This is a genomic window from Paenibacillus barengoltzii G22 (assembly GCF_000403375.2).
Classification (GTDB): Bacteria; Bacillota; Bacilli; order Paenibacillales; family Paenibacillaceae; genus Fontibacillus; species Fontibacillus barengoltzii.
On record NZ_KE159652.1, the window covers coordinates 310,247 to 332,868 of the forward strand.

19 protein-coding genes are annotated in these 22,622 nt (G+C 52.1%); 15 read left to right on the forward strand and 4 right to left on the reverse strand.

The features are described 5' to 3' along the window. The first annotated feature begins 13 nt into the window (after positions 1 to 13). Positions 14 to 613 (forward strand): SCO family protein, encoded by a 600-nt coding sequence (locus C812_RS01530; protein ID WP_016310926.1) that lies wholly within the window; start codon positions 14 to 16, stop codon positions 611 to 613. Between the two features lie 12 nt (positions 614 to 625). Here the strand turns inward: C812_RS01530 and C812_RS01535 are convergent, their stop codons facing one another. The 3 genes from C812_RS01535 to C812_RS01545 form a co-directional block, all read right to left on the reverse strand. After that, complete coding sequence (locus C812_RS01535; protein WP_016310927.1) at positions 626 to 985, reverse strand: toprim domain-containing protein; 360 nt, start codon at positions 983 to 985, stop codon at positions 626 to 628. A 128-nt stretch (positions 986 to 1,113) separates the two neighbouring features. Beyond that, positions 1,114 to 3,192, reverse strand: coding sequence for a serine hydrolase domain-containing protein (locus C812_RS01540; RefSeq protein ID WP_016310928.1), 2,079 nt, complete (start codon positions 3,190 to 3,192; stop codon positions 1,114 to 1,116). Positions 3,193 to 3,624: 432 nt separating this feature from the next. After that, positions 3,625 to 4,797, reverse strand: coding sequence for an MFS transporter (locus C812_RS01545; RefSeq protein WP_016310929.1), 1,173 nt, complete (start codon positions 4,795 to 4,797; stop codon positions 3,625 to 3,627). A gap of 218 nt (positions 4,798 to 5,015) precedes the next feature. Here C812_RS01545 and C812_RS01550 point away from each other — a divergent pair, with 218 nt between their 5' ends. The 12 genes from C812_RS01550 (at position 5,016) to C812_RS01605 (ending at position 18,899) form a co-directional block, all read left to right on the forward strand. After that, on the forward strand, positions 5,016 to 5,459 hold the full coding sequence (locus C812_RS01550) for a hypothetical protein (RefSeq protein WP_016310930.1): 444 nt from the start codon (positions 5,016 to 5,018) through the stop codon (positions 5,457 to 5,459). A 45-nt stretch (positions 5,460 to 5,504) separates the two neighbouring features. After that, complete coding sequence (locus C812_RS01555) at positions 5,505 to 6,665, forward strand: transglutaminase domain-containing protein (RefSeq protein WP_016310931.1); 1,161 nt, start codon at positions 5,505 to 5,507, stop codon at positions 6,663 to 6,665. A gap of 187 nt (positions 6,666 to 6,852) precedes the next feature. Beyond that, positions 6,853 to 8,889: a peptidoglycan D,D-transpeptidase FtsI family protein gene (locus tag C812_RS01560; protein WP_051134915.1), complete on the forward strand. Its 2,037-nt coding sequence runs from the start codon at positions 6,853 to 6,855 to the stop codon at positions 8,887 to 8,889. Positions 8,890 to 8,988: 99 nt separating this feature from the next. Beyond that, positions 8,989 to 10,989 carry a peptidoglycan D,D-transpeptidase FtsI family protein gene (locus C812_RS01565; RefSeq protein ID WP_016310933.1) on the forward strand — a complete coding sequence of 667 codons (2,001 nt, stop codon included), beginning with the start codon at positions 8,989 to 8,991 and terminating at the stop codon, positions 10,987 to 10,989. Between the two features lie 198 nt (positions 10,990 to 11,187). Next, the gene (locus tag C812_RS01570) at positions 11,188 to 12,162 is read left to right on the forward strand and encodes a metal ABC transporter solute-binding protein, Zn/Mn family (protein ID WP_016310934.1); all 975 of its coding nucleotides are present in this window, start codon (positions 11,188 to 11,190) and stop codon (positions 12,160 to 12,162) included. Between the two features lie 21 nt (positions 12,163 to 12,183). Then, positions 12,184 to 12,942: a metal ABC transporter ATP-binding protein gene (locus tag C812_RS01575; protein ID WP_016310935.1), complete on the forward strand. Its 759-nt coding sequence runs from the start codon at positions 12,184 to 12,186 to the stop codon at positions 12,940 to 12,942. Positions 12,943 to 12,946: 4 nt separating this feature from the next. Further along, positions 12,947 to 13,900, forward strand: coding sequence for a metal ABC transporter permease (locus tag C812_RS01580; RefSeq protein ID WP_036624502.1), 954 nt, complete (start codon positions 12,947 to 12,949; stop codon positions 13,898 to 13,900). 1 nt (position 13,901) lies between these two features. Beyond that, the gene (locus C812_RS01585; protein WP_016310937.1) at positions 13,902 to 14,795 is read left to right on the forward strand and encodes a metal ABC transporter permease; all 894 of its coding nucleotides are present in this window, start codon (positions 13,902 to 13,904) and stop codon (positions 14,793 to 14,795) included. Positions 14,796 to 14,960: 165 nt separating this feature from the next. Next, positions 14,961 to 15,803, forward strand: a complete 843-nt coding sequence (locus C812_RS01590) for a prohibitin family protein (RefSeq protein WP_016310938.1) — start codon at positions 14,961 to 14,963, stop codon at positions 15,801 to 15,803. A 113-nt stretch (positions 15,804 to 15,916) separates the two neighbouring features. Continuing rightward, positions 15,917 to 16,717 carry a Cof-type HAD-IIB family hydrolase gene (locus C812_RS01595; protein WP_051134889.1) on the forward strand — a complete coding sequence of 267 codons (801 nt, stop codon included), beginning with the start codon at positions 15,917 to 15,919 and terminating at the stop codon, positions 16,715 to 16,717. 10 nt (positions 16,718 to 16,727) lie between these two features. Next, a complete protein-coding gene (locus C812_RS01600; protein WP_036624508.1) occupies positions 16,728 to 17,213 on the forward strand; it encodes a DUF456 domain-containing protein in 486 nt (161 codons plus the stop codon). A 51-nt stretch (positions 17,214 to 17,264) separates the two neighbouring features. Further along, positions 17,265 to 18,899 (forward strand): putative polysaccharide biosynthesis protein, encoded by a 1,635-nt coding sequence (locus C812_RS01605; protein WP_016310941.1) that lies wholly within the window; start codon positions 17,265 to 17,267, stop codon positions 18,897 to 18,899. Between the two features lie 678 nt (positions 18,900 to 19,577). On the opposite strand, the gene C812_RS01610 is transcribed toward C812_RS01605, so the two are convergent. Then, entirely contained in the window at positions 19,578 to 20,885 is a 1,308-nt protein-coding gene (locus C812_RS01610; protein ID WP_016310943.1) for a DUF2515 family protein, read from the reverse strand. Between the two features lie 147 nt (positions 20,886 to 21,032). On the opposite strand from C812_RS01610, the gene C812_RS01615 reads away from it, so the two are divergent. Both C812_RS01615 and C812_RS01620 read left to right on the forward strand, forming a co-directional pair. Continuing rightward, positions 21,033 to 21,401, forward strand: a complete 369-nt coding sequence (locus C812_RS01615; RefSeq protein WP_016310944.1) for a thioredoxin family protein — start codon at positions 21,033 to 21,035, stop codon at positions 21,399 to 21,401. Positions 21,402 to 21,553: 152 nt separating this feature from the next. Then, the gene (locus C812_RS01620; RefSeq protein ID WP_016310945.1) at positions 21,554 to 22,549 is read left to right on the forward strand and encodes a COX15/CtaA family protein; all 996 of its coding nucleotides are present in this window, start codon (positions 21,554 to 21,556) and stop codon (positions 22,547 to 22,549) included. The last annotated feature ends 73 nt before the right edge of the window (positions 22,550 to 22,622 follow it).

Sequence of the window (22,622 nt, forward strand, 5' to 3'; positions counted from 1 at the left end):
AGGGGGATGGGAAATGGCGGTTTTGAAGAAATATAAATGGACATGGATTCTGCTGGCCATCTGCGTGATTTTAGCCGGCTATCTGCTCTGGGATACGTATGCGAAGCCTAAGCTTCCTGTGATCCGCCCTGTTGCGGATTTTAGCATGGAGAACGTAGACGGCAAGACGGTCTCGCTGCAGGATACCAATGGCAAAGTCCGGCTGTTTTATTTCTTCTTCACCAACTGTCCCGATGTTTGCCCGATCACAACCTTCCGACTGAGCCAGGTCCAGGATATTTTGAAAGAGAAAGGCTTATTCGGCAAGGATGCGTCGATCGTCTCGATCTCGTTTGATCCGGAACGCGATACGCTGGAGAACATCAAGGCGTTTGGGGATAAATTCAAAGCGGATTATTCCGGTTGGTATTTCCTGCGGGGGGATCAGCAGAAGACGATCGACCTGGCGATGGACTCCTTTAAAATTCTGATCGATAAGGACGCGGATGGAAACTACGTGCATATGGATCTCATCGGTCTCGTTGATCGCAAAGGCCAACTGCGGGAAATTTACCGGCCAGAGGCGACGCCGGATGAAATCGCCGCAGGTGTGATGAGCCTCGCCAAGGAGTAACTTCATACACAATCAAAACTTGTCATAGGTAGCCGGTGTTGGGGGATAGATGATGTATTCCTCCAGCCCGGCTTTTTCTAATTGGGCGATGAGGTATTCATCGGGTGTTCCTTCGACTCCGGCATATCCTCGTCTTGTGTAAATTTGCTCCGCATCAGGGAAAGCATCCCGAAGTACACCGCGAATTCGTTTGCCGGAAGGATCGTTGTCGAGGAACAGAAACAACTCGTCATCCTTAACTTTCTTCCGCAAGGTCTCCAGCTTCTCATGATTTAATGTCCCAAACGTACAGTAGATGCGGACTTCTTCGTCTAATAAGCGCCGCAGCTTGCTGCGATCGTTCTTCCCTTCCACAATGATGCTGATTGCCAAAATAAATCCCCTCCAGGCTAAACGTAAACCTCCAAGCTGGGGTTATTACGTTCTAGTTTATACCCGGGAGGGGACTTCATGCAAAATTGCTAGAAACTAGATAAGAAAATAAGGGCTGTTCGATTCGATTAGTTCAATTCTATGCCAAAGCGCATGCCTGGATCACCAATAAACACAATCGTTCCGTTCTCAGGCAGGTTCACTTGGGTGCTGCCGCTGGCCACCGAGAAGTTCACGCAAGCCCCTGCAGCATCATACACGGCAAAGGAGGCTTTGGCTGGAAGTTCCACCGTGATCGTCTTTCCTGCTGCTTTCGCCGGAATCGTGTACCAACGCGCTTGTTCAGACGGCTGCAAGGTCACCGCGGACTTCTTGCCGGGGTACAGCTCTTGGATTTGATCGCCGCTGAGGTACAAGGCGCCGCCGGCCTCCAAATATTCACTTCCGCCTTGAGTGAAGAAGCGATATTCTTCGGAGTCTCGGCTGCCCGTCGCTGGAACCTGATGTTTGCCCATCAATGTATCAGGGCCTGTAATTTGTTTGTCCATCACGTAGCCGGGCAGGCTGTCCGTACGGTTCATTTGGACAACTGGCAACATCATGAAGTAGGCCATCGAGCTGTATTTTTCCGATACGAGGTAATAACTTTTCCCATCGCGTTGCTTCCAGGCTGCCTCCGCTTCCGGTGAAATGGTGTTGTCCGTAAGTTTCTCTGCGGAGTACAGATTGAGGGCGAGCTGGCCTAATTCAGGAACGGTGGCGTATTGTCTTTCCCACAGATAGGTGCGTCCGTTCTTCTCTTTCACAAAGCTGACTTTCAGTGATCCGTCCTCGCTGACGAAGGTCCCGTCTTTCGTATACACGAGCTTAGGAAGTCCTAACGATTCGCCAGGCGCAAACGGGGACGTGATTTGGATTTCACCATCGGCGACATCGATGCGGATCAGCTGGTTGGTGGCTCCATAATATCCGCTGAACTGCTTGAGTTCTTCAGGCATGTCCGCTTGTTCCGGCGTACCAAAGGATTTGGCTGGCTTGAGCTCGGAAATCGTCCCCTTCTCCTTTAACGCTTGGAGCAGGATTTCGTTCGCAAGCAATTGGTTCAGCGAGCTGGACCCGCCGGAGGAGAGAACCGCTGCTGCCATTTGTTGCTCTGGCAACACGACCAGCTGGGCATGATACAGCAATGTATCGCCGCCTTTGGCCAATGCTTGGATACCGTATTCATTAAAAGGAAACAGTTTTACACTGTCCCAGCCTAGACCAAAGTCGACGCTGTTGTCGTTATCCTGAGGCCAGATCCCTCTTTTATACTCCGGTTGTGCCGTCGCTTTAGCTGCTTGCTTGGACAAAATGTTGTCGGCTTCGCCCGTAAACAAGCCGGCGAATTTCACCAGATCTTCAGCGGTCGAGTAAACGCCGCCCGTCCCGATTACATTCACCGTTTCCTTCGGTAATGGCTGTGGATTTCCTGGTGCATAGAGTGCGGCAAGCTTGTCAAAGTCGAGACCGTCCTGCGGCGTCAACGTATGCTCCATCCCAAGCGGTTCGGTGAATTCCTGGTGGATATAATCCGTAAAATCCATCCCGCTGACACGTTCGACTAAAATTTCCGCCAGTGTAAATCCGTCGTTGCAGTATACGGAATACGCTCCTGGGTCAGCCTTCAGGGATTGATTGGCCAGTTGGTCAAGCAGCGTATCATGCGCATAAGGGTCGTTGTCTTCGAACAGAAATGCGTTGGTGAGACTGGATCCCTGCATACCTGAGGAATGGTTCAGCAGCATGCGCGGCGTGATCTGCTTGTATCGCTCATCGTTCATCTTAAACTCCGGGATATAATTAACCAACGGCGAATCGAGATTGATTTTACCTTGATCGACCAGTTTCATAACGGCAGCGGTCGTAAACATTTTGCTGGTCGATCCGATGCCGTATATCGTTTCAGCGGTCAGCGGAATTTTGCCTTCAGGATCATTCTTTCCGGCTTGTCCTGAAACGAGGAGTTTGCCATGGTCGACCAGGGCGTACTGAACGCTGGTTGTTCCGTACGTCTCGGTGAGCAATGCGGCCTTCGCGGCGGCGATTTCCTCCAAGCCTTGCGGTGAGGTGTTGGCCTGCGGCGCCTCTGCCGCCATAACCGTTCCAGGTAACCATAGCGTAAGAGTCAGAATGATGGCTAAAATCGAGTTTCGTTTTTTCTTCAACTAGAGCCCTCCCTTAAAATTTGATCTATCTTTTAGTACGTTAACAGAGGAAGGGAGGGTTCATCTTTTTCGGTAGATGATGGAATCTTGTGCTGCAAAAGCCCCCTTAAACACAAGCGGCCTGCCCGAGGGCAGACCGGTGTGCAGGGGTCAGTAACAATGACAAGAATTAATAAAGAGGAGCACGGAGGATGATTACCAGCAAGATGTACAACACGAGGATCGTCCCCGTCGTTGTCCAGAATCCATAGCCAGGAACCATCGGGCCCGGTCCGCAATTGTCAATGCCGCCCATTCATGTTCACCCCGCTTTCAAACATGATCGGTTACTACACGATTATCTTATGTAGGACCGTATCATGTGCCCTGTGCGGCAGCCTAAACTGAAATGAAAAATCCGTTGCACTTGTCCCGCGGGCATAAGTCCATCGATTAATGATGGTGTCCCGTGCCCGCGCCAACTGGGGGCGGCAGGGTTGCGGTAAACTTTCTAGGCGGGACGATGATGGTGGCCAGCATCAGCACGAAGAAGGCTAGGAAGTAAGGAGAATAGCTGCCGTGCATGGCTCCCGCGACAATCGGGCCGATAAAGGAACCCAGCGACATGGCGATCGATTGCAGTGAAAACACGGTGCCGAGCCGTTTGCCTCCGCTTAAATCGATAAACAACGAAGCCATGGCGGGATACACGACTCCCTTCGCCATCCCTAGGGCTACAAGCACCACGGGAAGCGGAATGAACTCAAAGGCGGCCAAGGCGAAGAAAGATAAGGCGATCCCTAGAATGCCGATACTGGCTCTTATATAAGGGGAGTAGCGGCTCAAAAATAACATCGACAGCGTGACCAGCGCCCCTAAGCTGATAATGGAAAAATAGAAGCCGGTATTCATGATCCCCTCCGCTCCGCCGGCTTGCAGCGGCAGTTCAAAAAACAAAATGCCCTGAGAGCAGGCGACGGCGAGCGGCAGCACGTAATAGCGCAAAGGGATCACATTGATCTTCACCGGTATCTGTGACTTCGCAGCGCCCAAATTGGCCGGACCTTCCGCAACCAAACGGGGAGGTTCCTTAATCGTAAAAATGGCAATGATGCCTGTTGAGATCAACAGCCAGCCCAGCATTTGAAAGGCGGTGGAAAAGCCGGATTGAGCGACAAGAAAAGCGCCGGCAGCTGGCGATACGACGGAAGCAACGGTATGCATCACCCCGTGACCGGCCATCAGCTTGCCTTGCTGCACCGGATTTTTGGACAGCGAAGCGAGCATCGCCAGACAGGCCGGGGACAGGAAGGCGAGCACAAAACCGCTGATGGAACGCAGCACGAGCAGCTGCCAAGGCTCTGTGACATAGGCTTGAAGCAGCAAAACCAAGCCGGCAGTCACCAGGCTAAAGATCATGTACGGTTTGCTGCCGTGGCGATCGACGCCCTGGCCGGCGAGCAGGTTGCCCGGCAGATGCGTCAGCGCATATATCCCCATCATCCAGCCGATAAACGTCGGCGCGGCTCCCAGCGACAAGGCAAACGGAGTCAGGATCGGGTACTGGGCGTGCAGGTCGAAGAAAGCCAGAAACATAAAGAAGTACAGCCAGAAGGCGGTTTTCACGCGTTGCCCCTCCTTTGCGCAGAATGAACGTTAGTATTACTTGTACGCTCCCATGGACGAACTTATTACCAGATCGGCTTTCCATCACGAACCGGGAGCTTGATTTCCGCCGGATTGGGGGTTAAGCTGACATGGTCTTGGGCCATCATGTATAATGGGTTAGAATCAAAATACAGAAATCAAAAATCATGGAAAATCTAAATATGGAGGATTCATCAATGTATGACGTACATGTATGGTCTGAATTTCTGAAAGAAAATTGGCTGGTGATCGTTGTAGCACTGGTCATTCTCTTCCTTGTGCTCAATTTTGTGAGAACGGTTGTCAAATGGGCACTGGTGCTAGTCATCGCCGCATTTATCGTGATTTACAGCGGGATCACGCTGAAGGATATCGGGGAGGCAGTAACAACGGTGAAGGAACAAGCCCTCGACATCAGTAAAACCGAAGCGTTGAACATGATGAAAAATGAAGCGAAGGAAGCCCAAATCACGCAAAATCCGGACGGTTCGTTTACCATTACGACCCCGAATCTGGAAGTGACCGGACAAGCGGGCAGCGATAAAGTGAAAGTATCGTTCCGCGGCGTTTCGTTGGGTGAATGGTCGATGAACGACACGCTGGAGGCTTTCATCCAAGAAGCGAAACGGAATTCTCAATAAACCTAAGAAAATGAAGACTTACACCTAGATTGGACGGAGGGGCTTATGAAGCTGGACATGACGACATTGCTGCAAACGCTAAGCGAATATAACTGGATCACGGTGCTGCTGCTTGCCGTGCTTCTCAGCTCGGTGCTGCAGGGATTGGTGCGCGGAGCCTCCCGTTCGGCAGGCCGTCTGTTCACGCTATTAAGCGGCGGCGTCTTATCGCTGGTTGGCATTGCCATCGCCATCCCGTTAACGATGTGGTTATCTCCGAAGGTTCAGACTTGGCTGACGGAGCTGCCGTTGCCGGATCGAGAGCTGGCAAAGTGGGAGCAAGTTCTGTATATGCTGGTCATGGCGGTGCGGGATTTTCCGCTGATGCGATTTGCCGTCGTTTTTCTTCTGCTCTATTGGATTATACGTACTTTGGCAGGCTTCGCGATGCTGTTCGTTCGCGGGGGGAGCGGTCTGTTCGGCTGGCTATTCTCCGGCGGGGACCGTCCGGCTTCGCTGCTGAGCCGTTTGGCTGGCGCAGGAATCGGCGCGGTGATTGGTGCGGCGCGTTGCGTGATGCTGATCGCCATCTTATTTATTGTCGTGACGTTGTATCCAAACAGCGGGTTCAGCCGTTACGTAGAAGCCTCGCCGGTCTATCAACAAGGGGCAAGAACGATCATTGAGCCGATTACCGGCAATTTGATCAAGGAGAAGCTGCCGGTATTCACGCGCAGCGTAGAAGCAGAGCTTGGCAGCATCCTGCAGCAGAAATACGAAGTGATTGATGCCAACATTCCCGAATCCATTGAGTTGGCCGCTGTAGAGATCACCAAAGGCGCTGACACGGATGAAGAGAAGGCCCGGCGACTATACGACTGGGTTGGAACCCGGGTGTCATACGATTACGATAAAGTGAAAGACTATGAGGAGAAAGGCATCTGGCATGAGCAAACGCCGCAAATGACGTTTGATACCAAACGCGGGGTGTGTATCGATTATGCCCGGCTCTATGCCGTCATGGCCAGAACCGTTGGACTTCAGGTGAAGGTCGTGACCGGACTTGGATACGACGGGCAAGGCGGGTACGGTCCTCATGCCTGGAACGAGGTATACTTGTCCGAGAAAGACGCCTGGATTCCGCTGGATTCGACCTGGGCCAAGAGCGGCGACTGGTTTAATCCGCCGGCATTCAGTGAAACCCATGTCCCTAACAAGCTGATCTGAGTATGGGCTGCAATTTAAGTTGGTGCGATGAAAAAATACTGGAAAGGGGGCGTAACTTCACCGCCCCTTATTTCGTTATGGTACTATAGAGAAGTTGACTGCAAGAAATGAGGATTTAAGGGATAGAAAGTAGGGAAACGCCTTGAAAAGCACTTATGCGAAGGATCCGCAAGAACAAGAAATCGCAATGCAACGCCATTTTAACATTCGGCTTAACATGTTTTTCTTTAGTGCTTTTGCCATATTTACCATTATCATCGTACGTTTGGCCATATTACAGTTCGTAGAAGGTCCAACGTTGTCTAAACAGGAGAGTAATTTGCGCGTTAAGGATGTGCCGCTTGCTCCAACCCGCGGAACGATTTATGCGGCGGGGGGCGAGAAGTTAGCCTATTCCACGCCGGTTCAATCGCTGTATATCACGCTGCAGAAAGACTACAGCAATTCCACGGATAAGGGAAAAGCCAATCGTCCGGAAGCATTGGCACTTGCCAAGAAGCTGAAGGAAGTTTTCGATAAATTAGGTTCGCCGGAGACCCAAATGACGGAAGAGGACATCATCAAGGCGATGGACCTTGATTACCGGCAATATAACGGGTTTACGCCGCGTCGAATTAAAATCGATTTAACGCCTGCGGAAGTTGCTTATTTCTTGGAACGGAAAAGTGAATTTCCGGGGATCGACATCGTTGAGGAGAGCATTCGTCATTATGACCCGGATACCGTAGCTGTGCAAACGGTCGGCTATATCCGAAAGTTTAAAGGGGCATCAACATCGCTGGAGAAGTACAAGCAGATCCGGGAAGCGAAGAACGATGATCCGGCACTGCAATATACAGAAACTGAGGACGTCGGATACGACGGCCTGGAGCTGTACTATCAGGACGAGCTGCGCGGGAAGAACGGCTATAAGAGCGTGCCGATTGATCCGCGGAACATGGCCACCGGGATCCCGGAAATTACGCCGCCGGAAAAAGGCCATGATCTTCACACGACGATCAACAAGAACATTCAGATGGTCGCTGAGCAGGCAATCCTTGATCAGATCGAATGGGTGCATACCCACCCGGTATCCGGGAAGGTTCATCCTAATGCTAAAACCGGCTACGCGGTTGCGATGGAAGTCGAGACTGGTAATGTAGTGGCTATGGCCAGCATGCCGGACTACGATACCAATGTGTGGCAATCCGGCGGGATATCTCCTGAGAATTGGAGCAAGATCTCTTCCAACTATCAGAACGGGGCGATCACGCCGATTAGTTCGGGGCGGTCGGGGCATAACTTGGAATCCGTTATTTTGTTGGGTTCAACCATTAAGCCGTTATCGGTGTTGATCGGCTTGAATGAAGGTTTGTTTACAACAAGTACCTATTATAACGATACAGGTATTGCCTACTTTGGGAAGAACAATTCTGCAAGTGTCCGGAACTCCCAACGCCATGCTTATGGTTCCATCGACCCGGCTGGCGCGATCCGTCATTCTTCAAACACCTTTATGGTTGATATGGTGGGGGAAAGACTCTACAACAAATACGGATCGAAAGGGATTGAAATCTGGGACAACTACATGAAGCAGTTTGGTCTAGGGGTTTCGACGGGTGTGGATCTGCCAAAAGAATATTTGGGCAAACTGGAGTATACAAATGAATCGGAGACAGCCTTATCAAGGCTAGTCTATGCTTCCTTTGGACAACAAGGGAAATACACCGCGATGCAGCTCGCCCAATATACAACGGCTTTGGCTACGCGAGGGAAACGCATGGAACCGCATCTCGTCAGCAAAATTACTGATACGGACGGCAATATCGTAAAGGAATTTAAACCGGTAGTTCTCAATGAGATCAAATTTAACGATGCTTATTGGAAAGAGGTCATCAGCGGTATGGAGACCGATGTCTCCATGGCTTTCTCGGGATTCCCTTACGATTTTGCCAGAAAAACCGGGACCTCGGAGCAATGGGCTGATGGTGCCAATCGCGATAACGGCGTATTTATCGCTTTCGCCCCTCGGGAGAACCCGAAGCTGGCGGTAGCAGTTGTTATCCCGGAAGGCGGCTTTGGTGCCTACAGCGCCGCGCCGGTTGCCCGTAAAATTTTTGATGCATACGATCAGGAATATGGCTTGGACGGGGTTCCGAAAAAGACCAAAAACCAAAATCAGCAACAGACCAACAATAATGCTTCCCAGCAAAACGGGAATCAAACCGAGCAAACGAATCCTTAATTGAATCCAATGACAGCAACGACCTTTTCACAGCGATGTTGAAAGGGTCGTTTTTCTTATGGAAGGACGATTCATCACTAACAGGGAGGCGTAAAGTGGATGAACAAATTCGTCATTGGGGATTCCCAGGAACAGCAAGCCTCCATGCGGCGGCATTTCCATATTCGGCTGAATCTGTTTTTCTTCAGTGCCTTCGCGTTGTTCACTCTCATCATTATCCGACTTGCCATTTTGCAGTTTGTCGAAGGACCATCGATCTCTATGGAAGAGGTGAAAATGAGGTTCCGGGATGTCCCGATGCCGCCGGTTCGAGGATCGATTCTGTCCGCCGATGGAGCGAAGCTGGCTTATTCCACACCAATCCAAACCTTATATTTGACTTTACAGAAAAGTAACTACGATTCAACAACTGAAACGGGCAGAGCTAATTTGACGGAAGCTGAGGCCCTGGCGAAAGAATTGAAGAAGGTGTTTGATTCGTATGGCGATCCCAGCGCACAGATGACGGAGGAAGAGATTCTGGATGCGATGGATCTGAAATTTCGCCGCAGCAGCGGGTTTGCTCCACGTCGTATCAAGAGCAACCTGACGGAACAAGAAACCGCCTATTTCCTTGCTCAAAAAAGCAGGTTTCCTGGAATAGACATCATTGAGGAGTCGGTGCGCCACTATGACCCTGATTTGGTTGCGGTGCAAACAATCGGTTATCTAAAGAAGTTCCAATCCACATATGATTTGGCTTGGTATCAGCCGATACGGGAACGACGAAATGCCGACCCGGCGCTGCAATACACGGAAGACGAGTTTGTCGGCTTCGATGGGTTGGAGCTATATTATCAGCAGGAACTGCGGGGGAAAAACGGATATAAGCGCGTGCCGATTGATCCGCGGAACATGGTGAATGGCGTTCCCGAAATCGTACCACCGGAGAAGGGGTACGATCTGCATACGACAATCAATAAAAAGGTGCAACAGGTCGCAGAACAGGCGATTCTGGATCAAATCGAGTGGGTTCATCAAAACCTAGTATCCGGTAGAGTGCATCCTCACGCCAAAACGGGTTATGCCGTGGCTATGGAAGTCGACACTGGAAACGTCATCGTGATGGCCAGCATGCCGGATTATGATACGAATGTATGGCAAACTGGCGGAGTATCCAATGAGGTATGGAACCAAATTTCGTCAAATTATCGGAATGGCACGGTATGGCCGTATTCCTCCGGGCGCTCCGACCACGATTTTGAGTCCACCGTGTATCTGGGTTCGACGATCAAGCCATTGTCGGTGTTGATCGGCTTAAACGAAGGTTTGTTTACGACCAAGACGAAGTACAACGATCGAGGGATCGCTTATTTCGGCCGCAACGATTCAGCGAGTGTGCGGAACTCCTCCGGGCATGTCTACGGCCCCCTTTATCCGAAAGATGCCATTCGCGTATCGTCCAATGCATTTATGGTCGATATGGTCGGGGAGAAGCTGTACAACAAATATGGAGCCAAAGGGATTCAGGTTTGGGACGATTACATGAAGCAATTTGGGTTAGGCGTCCCCACAGGAATCGATTTGCCTGATGATTTCCGAGGGATCTTGGATTATAAAGACGAATCGCAGACGGCATTGTCCCGCTTGGCTTATGCTTCCTTCGGGCAGCAGGGCAAATATACGACGATGCAACTGGCGCAATATGCCGCAACGCTGGCCAATCGGGGAAAACGCATGCAACCTAGACTTGTGCAGAAAATCACCGATGCCGAAGGCCAAGTGGTGGTTCAATTTGAACCGAAGGTGCTTAACGAAGTGAAGATGAAGGAGGCCTATTGGGATGAAGTTATTGAAGGGATGCGAACAACTGTGAACGCCTTTGATGGGTTTCCTTACGATTTTGCCCGCAAGACGGGAACTTCGCAGCAGGATTACAGAGGAGAACTGTTGGATAACGGCGTGTTTATTGCATTCGCCCCAAGGGAGAAGCCGAAGCTGGCGGTGGCGGTTGTAATTCCCGAAGGAGGCTTTGGGGCTTACAGCGCGGCACCGGTTGCTCGGAAAATTTTTGATGCATATGATCGGGAATACGGTTTGGACGGTAACCCTAAGAAGTAAATATAGGATTAAACGAAGCCTTGCTCGCGATGAGCAGGCTTTTTTTGTTTTATGGGAAATTCCTCTTGCTTTTTGGGAATCTTTTGCTTAGAATTTGCCCTAAGGAAACATTTTTATACAAATAAAACAAAAAGGTATCAAGTAAACAAGTGTTCTCTTGTACAACATTAAATCAAATTCGAGGAGAGGAGTAGCAAAATGGACGAAATGAAGATCAAGAAAAGCCCGTTTGAACGGGCCAAAATGACGCTCGGCGTGCTGGCGTTCATCGTATTAGTGGCTTGTTCCAAAGTACAAGATCAGGTTGATCATGTTCGCGCATCGGCTAATGATTCCCCCGTTAAGGTGGTGACTACGATCGGCATGATCACAGATGTCGTTCAGGAGGTTGGCGGCGAGCAGGTTGAAGTCACCGGTCTAATGGGGCCAGGAGTGGACCCGCATTTATACAAGGCGTCACAGGGGGATATCGAGAAGCTGGATCAGGCGGAGGTCGTGTTTTACGGTGGATTGCATTTGGAAGGGAAAATGACGGAGATTTTCGAGAAATTGGAGAAGAAGAAGCGGACTGTGGCGGTCTCGAAGGACATTGATCCAAGCGAGCTGCGCTCTGGTGCAGATGCCGGGGGGACGCAGTACGATCCGCATATATGGTTTAACGTACGGCATTGGATCACAGCCACGCAAACGATCCGCGACACGTTGTCGGCCTACGATCCAGACCATGCCGACGTCTACCGGAAGAACGCCGAGGCGTATATTGCCGAATTGGAGAAGCTGGATGCGGAAGTGAAGGAGCGGATCGCAGAAATTCCGGAGCAGGACCGGGTGCTGGTCACGGCTCATGATGCTTTTGGCTACTTCGGAGATGCCTACGGCATTCAGGTGATGGGTCTGCAGGGAATCAGTACGGCGGCGGAATACGGTTCAAGGGATGTCGCCAAGCTCCGAGACTTCCTGGTTGAGAATAAGATCAAAGCCGTATTTGTTGAGTCGAGCATTCCGACCAAATCGATGGAAGCGGTGATTGCCGGAGCTGCGGAGCTGGGGCATACGGTAAAAATCGGCGGCGAGCTGTATTCCGACTCGCTGGGAGAACCAGGGTCAGAAGCGGATAGCTACATCGGGATGGTCCGTCATAATGTCAACACGATCGTTGAGGCCTTGAAATAACTTTAGAGAGAGGGATCCAAAATGAACGTTTATCCGCTTGAGGTGAACCGATTAACCGTTGCTTATCAGAAGAAGCCGGTGTTAAGATCGGTTTCTTTTCACATCCCGGAAGGGCAGTTGATTGGGATTCTAGGTCCTAATGGAGCGGGGAAATCTACGCTGCTAAAGGCTGTACTGGGGCTGCTTCCCACTCTGGACGGTGAAGTTCGCATCTATGGGAAGTCCTATCGGGAGCAACGCAAATTGATTGGCTATGTGCCGCAGCGCGAATCGGTGGATTGGGATTTCCCAACGAATGCGCTGGATGTTGTGATGATGGGGCGTTACGGCCAGCTTGGCTGGTTTCGCCGCCCCGGAGTCAAGGAACGGCAGATCGCGCTGGAATGTCTCGCGAAGGTGGGAATGGCGGAGTACGCCGGGCGCCAGATCAGTCAGTTATCCGGCGGACAACAGCAACGGGTCTTTCTGGCGCGGGCTCTGGCTCAAAATGCGCAGGTGTATTTTATGGATGAACCGTTTGCCGGCGTCGATGCCACTACAGAGAAAGCGATCATCGCCCTGCTGCACGAATTAAAGGAGCAAGGGAAAACGGTGCTGGTGGTACATCACGATTTATCTACAGTACGGGAATATTTTGATCATGTGCTGCTGCTGAACGGTGAGTTGATTGCCGCCGGACCTACTGAGGAGACATTTACACCGGAAAATTTGCACAAGACGTACGGCGGGAAGATTGCTATGCTGGCCGATTTCGGTGCGGTGCCTGCGGGGAAGGTGTGACGTGATGCTAACGACAGTATGGCAATGGATCACGGATCCGAACCTGCAGTGGATTCTAATGGGATCCTTGTTGCTTGGCTTGGGCAGCGGCGTCATCGGCTCTTTCACTTATCTTCGCAAGCAAAGTCTGCTTGGAGATGCGTTAGCGCATGCCGCGTTGCCAGGAATCTGCATCGCCTTTATGCTAAGCGGCGTCAAATCCGTGGGTCTGTTTATGCTTGGGGCCATCCTCGCCGGGGTGACAGCGACGTTTGGTATCTCCGCCATTATCCGCTACACGCGGATCAAGCAGGACGCAGCGCTCGGCATCGTGTTGTCGGTGTTTTTTGGCATCGGCATCGTGTTGTTGACCCAAATCCAGCATAGCGGCAACGGGAACCAGAGCGGGCTCGACAAATATTTGTTTGGTCAGGCGGCTTCCATGATGTTGGCTGACGTTTACTTGATGGGCGCGGTGTCCGTGTTGCTTATTGCGATATGCGCGTTGCTTTTTAAGGAGTTGAAGCTGGTGAGCTTTGATCCCGGGTTTGCCCGGGGCATGGGGCTTCAAGTAGCTTTCCTTGAACAGTTGCTGCTAATGATGACCGTGGTGGCGGTTGTCGTGGGCATTCAAGCCGTGGGCGTGGTGCTCGTAGCCGCCTTGCTAATTACCCCGGCTGTGGCTGCGCGGTACTGGACGGATGCGCTGGGCGTGATGGTTGTGCTGGCAGGTGTGTTCGGAGCACTGTCAGGGATTACCGGTACGCTGATCAGCTCCACTTTATCGAACTTGCCAACTGGTCCGGTGACGGTGTTAGCGGCGACCGCTTTGTTTTTCGTCTCCGCTGTGTTTGCGCCAAATCGGGGTTGGCTGGCTAAGTGGATACGACGCTGGCGCAGCCGCAATGAAATCCAGCAACCGATGGAGTTGGCGATAATCAAGCAAGCCGGGAACACGGTCGAAAGGGGGGCGGAATAACATGGCGGATTTTTGGATTATATTAACTGGTACGTTGGTTGCGGCGACGTGTGGAATCTTGGGCTGCTTTTTGGTCTTGCGAAAAATGGCCATGGTTGGGGATGCCATCAGCCACTCTGTGCTGCCCGGCATCGCCATCGCGTTTCTGGTCAGCAGCTCGCGGGACTCTTTGCTGATGCTGATCGGGGCCGCTGTGCTGGGGCTGATCACGGTGTTCTTCATCCAGATGCTGCAACAAAGCGGCTTGCAATCCGATGCTTCGATTGGCATTGTGTTTACAGCGCTGTTTGCCGTTGGTGTGATCCTGATCAGCCGGAACGCTTCGCATATCGACCTGGATCTAGACTGCGTCTTATTTGGTGAAATCGCCTATGTGCAATGGGATACCTGGATATGGAACGGCTACGATATGGGGCCGATCGCGGTCTGGATGCTGGGCGGGACGCTGCTTATCGTACTCGCAGCCATCTTGCTCTTCTACAAGCAATTTAAGCTCTGTGCCTTTGATCCGGCATTGGCGGCTGCAATAGGCATTCCGGTTGCATTGTTCCACTATCTGCTGATGGGGCTTGTTTCGCTGTCGACGGTGGCCTCTTTTGAGAGCGTAGGGGCGATTCTGGTCGTCGGCATGTTGATCATCCCGGCCTCGGCGGCATATCTGCTGACCGATCGACTGAGTGTAATGATCGGTTACAGCGTGCTGATCGGGGCGATCAGCGCAGCCGGCGGTTATTATGCGGCCAAATGGCTGGATGCTTCGATCGCCGGTTCGATGGTCACGGTTGCCGGTGGGTTATTCCTGCTGGCATTCCTCTTTTCGCCCAAGCATGGTTTGATCGCTCGATTCGGGAGGAAGCAGCTGAAACGCGATGAACTGCATTCTGCGGCCGCTTAAGTCAGCAAGAAACGCAATATAATCGTGAAAATCGCTGGTTAACACAAATATGGCACGTTTTTGTCAAGTTTTTGCCACCAAACGACGACCTTCTCCGTATTACTTAATATAGTTAGCCGGTCAATCGTTCCGGTTAGACCACATATTAAGGGGAGAGGGATTCATATGGAGACAGGAACGCAGCAGCAAACCAAGAGGAATATGTCCGTGGGGAAATGGATTTCTACGGCCATTATCGTCATTGTCGTCCTGATCGTCGGATCCAACAGTTATGCGCAGGTCGAATATGGTCATGTCGGCTTGTACAAAACGTTCGGGAAGTTAAATGATAATATTTTAGGCCCGGGCATGCATTTTAAAATACCGTTTGTTCAAACCGTCATTCAGGTGAATACGCAGGTGACCAAAACGGAAACAGATACAACCGCATCATCGAAGGACCTGCAGCCGGTATCTACGCATGTTGCCGTGAACTATTCGGTGAACAAGGAGTCGGCTTACAACCTGATGAACAATATCGGTGGCAATTACGATACGGTCATTATTAATCCGGCGGTGCAGGAGATCGTCAAAGAAGTGACAGCTCGTTACCAAGCTGAGGAATTGATTGCCAAGCGTGACGTTGTAGCCGGAGAGATCAGCGAGCATTTAACCTCCCGTTTGGCCAAATACGATTTAATCGTTAACGAAATTAATATCGTCAACTTTAAGTTCTCCGACGCATTTAACCAATCGATCGAAGCGAAGCAGGTAGCTCAGCAGCAGGCGCTGAAAGCGAGCAACGACCTGAAGCGGATTCAGATTGAAGCGCAGCAGAAGATCGCTCAGGCGGAAGCTGAGGCAGAAGCGCTGAAGCTGAAGAAGCAGGAGGTTACACCGGAACTCGTGCAGCTGAAACAGATCGAAGTGCAGGAGAAGGCGCTGGAAAAATGGGACGGCAAACTCCCGCAAGTTACAGGCGGCGCCACACCGTTCATCGATATTGAGTCGTTGACCGGACAACGTTAATCTGAGAGTTTTTTGAGTGGTGCGAAGCCGCCCTGGTGGGCGGCTTTCATCATGCCTATGAGTGACTTGTCCTTGCTTCACTAAGCTTTGTCGGAGTTCGGGATTATGGTAAAATGGCGGTATGCTGTTTAGAGAGTCAGAAACTTGCGGATGGGGGGAGCTGTCTGTTGTTGAAATATAAACTGTTGGCGCTCGATATGGATGGAACTTTGCTGAACGACGATCTACAAATCTCGCCGGAGACAGAACGTTGGATCCGGAAGGCGGCGGCGGCAGGAGTCCACGTCTGCTTGTCGACAGGAAGAGGCTATCGGGAAGCAGTTCCGTATGGCGATCAACTTGACCTTGGGACGCCGATGATTACGGTAAACGGAAGCGAAGTGTGGAAGTCCCCGCATGAGTTGTACCGTCGGGTGCTGCTTGATCGATCACTCGTTTCGCGAATGTACGACATTTCCCGGGAAAAGAATGTCTGGTTCTGGGCCTATGCCGTGGAAGGCAGTTATAACGAAGGGAACTGGCAACCGGAATTATTGGAAAAGAATTATTGGATGAAGTTTGGTTATTTTACCGAGGATGATGAGGTGAGGGGAGAGATTTTGCGGGAGCTGCAAGAGATGGGCGGCCTAGAAATCACGAATTCCTCCCCGCACAATTTGGAGATTAACCCGAAAGGGATCAGCAAGGCCAGCGGCATTCAGACGGTGTGCGGACTGCTTGGACTCGAGATGTCGGAAGTCGTTGCGATCGGAGACAGTTTAAATGACTTGGCTGCGATTGAAGCCGCGGGTCTGGGCGTTGCGATGGGGAACGCCCAAGAGGCTGTGAAGGAGAAGGCCGATGTCGTGACCACGTCGAATAATGAAGATGGCATTGCTTGGATTATTCGGGACTATATTTTGACAGGGGAGTGAGAAAATGGCACTGTCCGTGATTGGCTGGATTTTGGTGATTGCCCTGTTTGCTGTGGGGATGGCCGGAGCGGTGTATCCCGTACTGCCTGGAGTGCTCGCCATATATTTTGCCTTTTTTGTGTACGGATGGTTTTTCTCGTTTGAGTCGTTTGGCCCCTTCTTCTGGATATTACAAACATTGATCGTGGTCGCGCTGATGGTGGCGGATTATGCGGTCGGGGCTTGGGGTGTCAAAAAATTCGGCGGCAGCAAGCTATCTGTCTGGCTGAGCACGATCGGCATTATCATCGGACCGTTTGTCATTCCGGCTTTTGGTTTGGTTCTTGGGCCGTTGCTGGGTGCAATGATCGGGGAATTGATTAAGGGCGAGTCGCTCAGCAAATCGTTTAAGGTAGGCATCGGTTCTGTGGTTGGTTTGCTTAGCAGCATGGTGGTCAAGGTGATTTTGCAGCTGGTGATGATCATCGTGTTTATCATTTGGATCGTTGCATTTTAGTCATCATTTTAGTTAGCACTCATATGGATTGCGGGAAAGAAGGAATTGCTTTTGTCCAAGAAGGAATCGTTTATTAAAGGCACGTTAATTTTGGCGGGGGCGGCGTTGATTGCCCGGGTGCTTGGCTTGTTCCAGCGCGTACCGTTGGAGCATATTCTAGGTATCGAAGGGAATGCGTCTTATTCTCAAGCTAATGCGGCCTATTTTATGCTGTTAACTTTAGCCACGGCAGGGATCCCGAGCACGCTGAGCAAAATGGTGTCGGAGCGGCACGCGTTAAACCGGCCGGAGGAGGCGCGGCGCGTATACCAAGCGGCGCTGCTCTTTGCGGGTGTAGCGGGCTTGGTGATGTTCGTGCTGCTGTATGCCTTGGCGCCCTATTACGCGGTAGCTTCCGGCGTTCCGGAATCAGTGGTGGCTATTCGTGCCCTGGCGCCGGCCTTGTTGCTGTTTCCGCTGATCGCCATGATCCGTGGTTATTTACAGGGCCGGAATATTATGATCGCCGGGGGCGTTTCGCAGGTGATCGAGCAGATCGTGCGGGTGGCAACCGGGATTATTTTGGCGTTTGTGTTGTTCCACTGGGGTTACTCGGGCGAAAAGATCGCGGCCGGCGCAACGTTTGGCGCAGTGCTCGGCGGGGTTGCGGCATTGATCGTGATGTTGGTGTACAGCTTGAAGCTGCAACGGAAAGACCAGACCGAGGGACAAGCCAAACCGCGGAGCGTTGCCGGTCGTCTGCCGTTTAAGCGGATTTATGCGGAAATCTTTAAGCTGTCGATTCCGATTGTGTTGACCGCATTGGCGGTACCGGCGGTTAACTTCATCGACAACTCGATCCTGAAGCCGCTGCTGACCGGACAAATCGGCTCTGGACAAGCTACCTACATTCTCGGGATTCTCGGCAACCGGGCGCAAATGATCGCGGGGATTCCGCCGATTCTGGCGATCGCGCTCAGCCAATCGCTGGTGCCGATCATTTCCGCCGCATATGCGCGGAAGGATCAGGAGCATTTGCAGCGTCAGGTCACCTTGGCGATGCGGGTGGCCGTGCTGAGCGGGATGCCGATCATCCTTGCATTGGGCACGGCGGCCTACTCTGTGAACGGGTTGCTGTTCAGTACACGGGATGGCAGCAGCATTGTCGCGTTGCTGACGTTCGCAACGATTTTTCAAATTACAATGATGACCAGTAACTCGATTCTGCTGGGGGTAGGTAAAGCCAATTTGTCGATGGTGCATGTGGCGATCGGGATTCTCGTGAAGCTCGCAGCCAGCTATGTGTTTGCGCAGTTTTGGGGGATTTATGGCATCATTATCGCCACCGGACTCTGTTTCTTCGTCATTACGCTGCTGAACGTTCGAGCAATGAAGCAAATCGTACCGTTTTCTTTGATGGGAAGCCGCTGGGGCGGTTTTCTGGTCACGGTTGTGGTGTTGTCCGGTGTCGGCTATGGCTTAAACCAAGCCGGCATTCAAATGGTGGACCTGATGCCAGCGCGGGTCGCGTTCTTCCTGACCTGCTGCATCGTTGGCGTGGCAGTGGTGGCACTCTATCCGGTGCTGCTCATCCTGTTGCGCGTCGTCCGTAAGGACGAGCTGACCAGCTACCCAGCCCCCCTCCGCAAAATCCTCTCCCCGCTCATGCGTTTACAACGCGGCGGCCGAGACCGCCAGGTGGGCTAATATTAGAAATCATGAAGCAAATTTAAGCGACTAGTGGATGCGCATGTGTCTGCTGGTCGCTTTTTTTTGCACCATTATCCCCTTGGTTCAGGGAAGTAGAAGTGCGGGGGCGCATCAATCAGGTGGATCTGGAGGGGATTAGGTCGTGTCGTGCGTGTCACGTAGGGGTGTGGTTGTATGGTTGTATCCCGCTGGGAACTTTTGCACGATTATCCCTTTCGGTCAGAGAAGGTAGAAGGTAGAGGGTGCGAGGGGAAGCATCGTGTGGTTTGACAGTGGGTAGGCGGCAAGTCGTTGGGGAAAGCTCGATGCTCCAAGGGTGTGCGGCTGGGCGCTTTTGCACCATTATCCCTTTGGTTCAGAGACGTTAGAGGGTTATCCCCTTGGTTCAGGGGGAGTTGGGTGTGAGATGGGTATGAAATAAGTAGGTAATTAGCAGGCGCATATAAGGCGCATATAAGGCGGTTAGGTGTTGGTCCTTGTGTTGTGTTGGTTTAATTGCTTCAGTTTAAAATAGCTTTGCCTGATTTAACGGGATAATGGTAAAAAAGAGCTGGCTCGGGAGGTTCCTTGGCGGTAGGAAGCTGAGCTTGGAGCTGGAGCATGTGAAGCGCTTCAGCCACATGGTTAGTTCGGTGACAGGAGTGGGGTTGACGAACAAGCTCAACCCCGCTCCTGTCATTGCTCCTCCACCGCATCGTGCACAAATGCGGTGGTGAGGATGCCGTTCCTGTGCGAGCGGCTGATGTCGCACAGGAACGGCGCTTTTGGCGCGCTGATGTCGTCCAGCGCGCGGGTGTCCTTGAGCCAATCCTCCCTAGAGATTGGCTCATAGGCGGTGTCGCCCCAAGCGCTGAGCAGCTTGGGGCTGTAGAGACGCTGGCCCGGCGGCAGCGTCTCCTGGGCGAGAAGCTCTGACCCCTGAACCTTGGCGGTCAGAGCTTCTTCTAAATTGGCCGTGAACAGTTCCGGCCAATAATCGGCCCGCGAGCCGCTGTGCGGCACGCTCGCGGCGAAGCGCTCCGCGCCGCTGCGTACGGCGCGGTAGCCCATCAGCATCGCGTACAGGCTCTTGCCTAACGCGATGCGGGCTTGCAGGCTGCCGAAGTCGGAGACGGTGCGCCCCGCGAGGCGGCGCACTTTGCTCCCGGCAGCCCCGTCGCCCCCTTCCGCCGCTTCGCTCAGCGGGAACACGATCTGGTTTAATCCCGCCAAGCTGAACAGGCGGAAGTTCAATTTGTCCGTGACCTGCTTCTGGAAGTAAGGATGGCGTACCACGCGTTTTTCGATATAATTTTGCTCATTGATAATGAGTCCGACGGTTAGCAAAGCGCTGCCGCGGTCGATCCAAAACCGCTCCCAAAACGGCCGCATAAAACGCGAAACGTGAAAATACGGCAGTAGGTGGAACCGGCTGGCCCCGAGCTCCCGGCTTTTCATATACAGTCTGAGCTGCGGATAAGCGTCCTGAAAAATCAGGGCGTTGCACCGCTCCAGAAACCGATACGTGAGCCGCTTCTCTTCCGCATCAATCGCATCGGCCATACGGCTGCTTTGCAGATCTGTCATGTTCCAGCCGGCGTTCCGTGAAACCATATGTGCGAGGAAGGCCCAATGCAGCTCCGGGCATGCTTGATAGCAGGCGAGATAAGCTGCCGTCCGGCTGATATTGTTGGCTCCGGCCAGACGGGTCTCCTCCGCGATCGCTTCGGCCAACTGCAAATCCTCAGCGCTGTAATCTTCTCCTGCTGATGCGGAACGAGCGGCCGCAGAACGCCGCAGCAACTCCTCGATTTCACTGATGACCGTTCGGGCAGCCGCTTCGTTCCAGCCCAAATCCACCGTCTCTTTCCGCAATTCAGAGGAATCGGAAAGAACGGCGGTTTTATTTTTGAACATCGTTGAGATTGCGGCGGGCAGGCTGGACATCCATCTTTTCAGGTTGACGGCCTTCCCGTTCCCGGTGTCTTGGCGGTGGTCTTTCATGGATTCCGCCTCCCTTCTACCTTGGATCGAGCGTCCGAATATTTGGCGGCCGGCTAGGCATAATACTATCCAGTATGTCCAAAAAGATTGACTTCCACTCCCGCTTTTGGTTGACTAGAAGTATCCTGATGAAAGGAAGGATCATTTATGAAAAAAATTACATCCCCCGCGGAATTTCAAGTCAGCATTCAATCCAGCAACCTGATCGTAGCGGTTTTTAAAGCCGACTGGTGCTCGGATTGTAAATTTATAGATCCATTTATGCCTGAAGTTGAGGCGAAATACGAAGGTCGTCTGACGTTGATTGAAGTCGACGTTGACCAAGTCGGCGACGTCAGCCAGGAGCAAAACATTCTTGGAATCCCCAGCTTCGTAGCCTATACCGATGGCCGCGAGCTGGTTCGATTCGTGAACAAGCTTCGCAAATCCCGTGAGGAAATTGAGGATTTCCTGAACAAGGCGTTGGATGTGTATCATACGCTCCATGACACGCCGGAGACTCGGGATACGTTATAATCTAAAATCAAACGGATGCCATTATATTCATCACACCGCCGCAGGGACTTCCCCTTGCGGCGGTGTCTATTTTTCAACATTTTCTATGAAAGTGGTTACTTGATCGGTTATAATGAAAAGGATTACCGATTAACTTAAAGGTGTGAACCGTTTTGCATACGAAATTTTTAAAATGGCTCAGTTATGCCTCTTGTTTTGTAATGTTTCTGGCGACTCTTGGGGGCAGCGTTGTGACCAAAACGGAATCCGGACTTGGCTGCGGTAATGATTGGCCGCTTTGCCATGGGAAGTTTGTCCCTGCACATACGCTCGCTTCCATGATTGAATATTCTCACCGGGCAGTCAGCGGGGCGGCCGGTTTGTTTTCTTTGGCAGCGTTCATCGCGTTTTGGATGTACCGGAAGAACCGGAAGGATTTGCAGTTGTATTCCTTGATGGCCTTAATTTTTGTTATGGTACAGGCTGTGATGGGGGCGATGGCGGTCATTTACCCTACGTCGTCCGCCGTTATGGCGCTGCACTTCGGGTTCTCGTTGATCGCTTTTGCCAGCTCGATCATGCTCGTTCTCGGCATCCGCGAGGAAGAACGCGGACAAGCTGACCGCAATGCAGGGCGTCGTTCGCAAGACCCTGTGCGTCCATCTGGATCGGGAACCCGCGTGTCCAAAGCGTTCCGCAATTTGACTTGGTTTGCGACGGCTTACACATACATTGTCGTTTACCTCGGTGCGTATGTCAGCCATACGGACTCGGCGGGTGGCTGCAGCGGTTGGCCGTTATGTAACGGGCAGCTTATTCCCGGTTTATCCGGTGGGGAAGGGATCGCCTTTATTCACCGGGTTGCGGCTGCTCTGTTGCTGGTCGTGATCGCCACGGTGGGCCATTTTGCCTTCCGCAAGCATCCCGAACTGCCGGGCATCCGTAAGCTGGGCGTTGCCGCCACGGTGCTGGTAATCATTCAAGTGCTGACCGGGGCAACCATCGCGCTGACGATCAACAACTACCAGATTTATCTTTTCGCTTCGCTGGCGCATATCATCGTGCTGGCCTCCTTGTTTGGGGTTCTATGTTATTTAAGCGTCCGAGCCTGGCAGTTGAGCCGAACCGCCAAGGAGGTACAGGCTGCACCGGCTGATAAAGCCGTTTAACCTGCGCTTCATGGCGTTAGGTTTCGGGGACAACTTCCGCGATTGCGCCGGGATTGTCATGAATCTGTAGAAT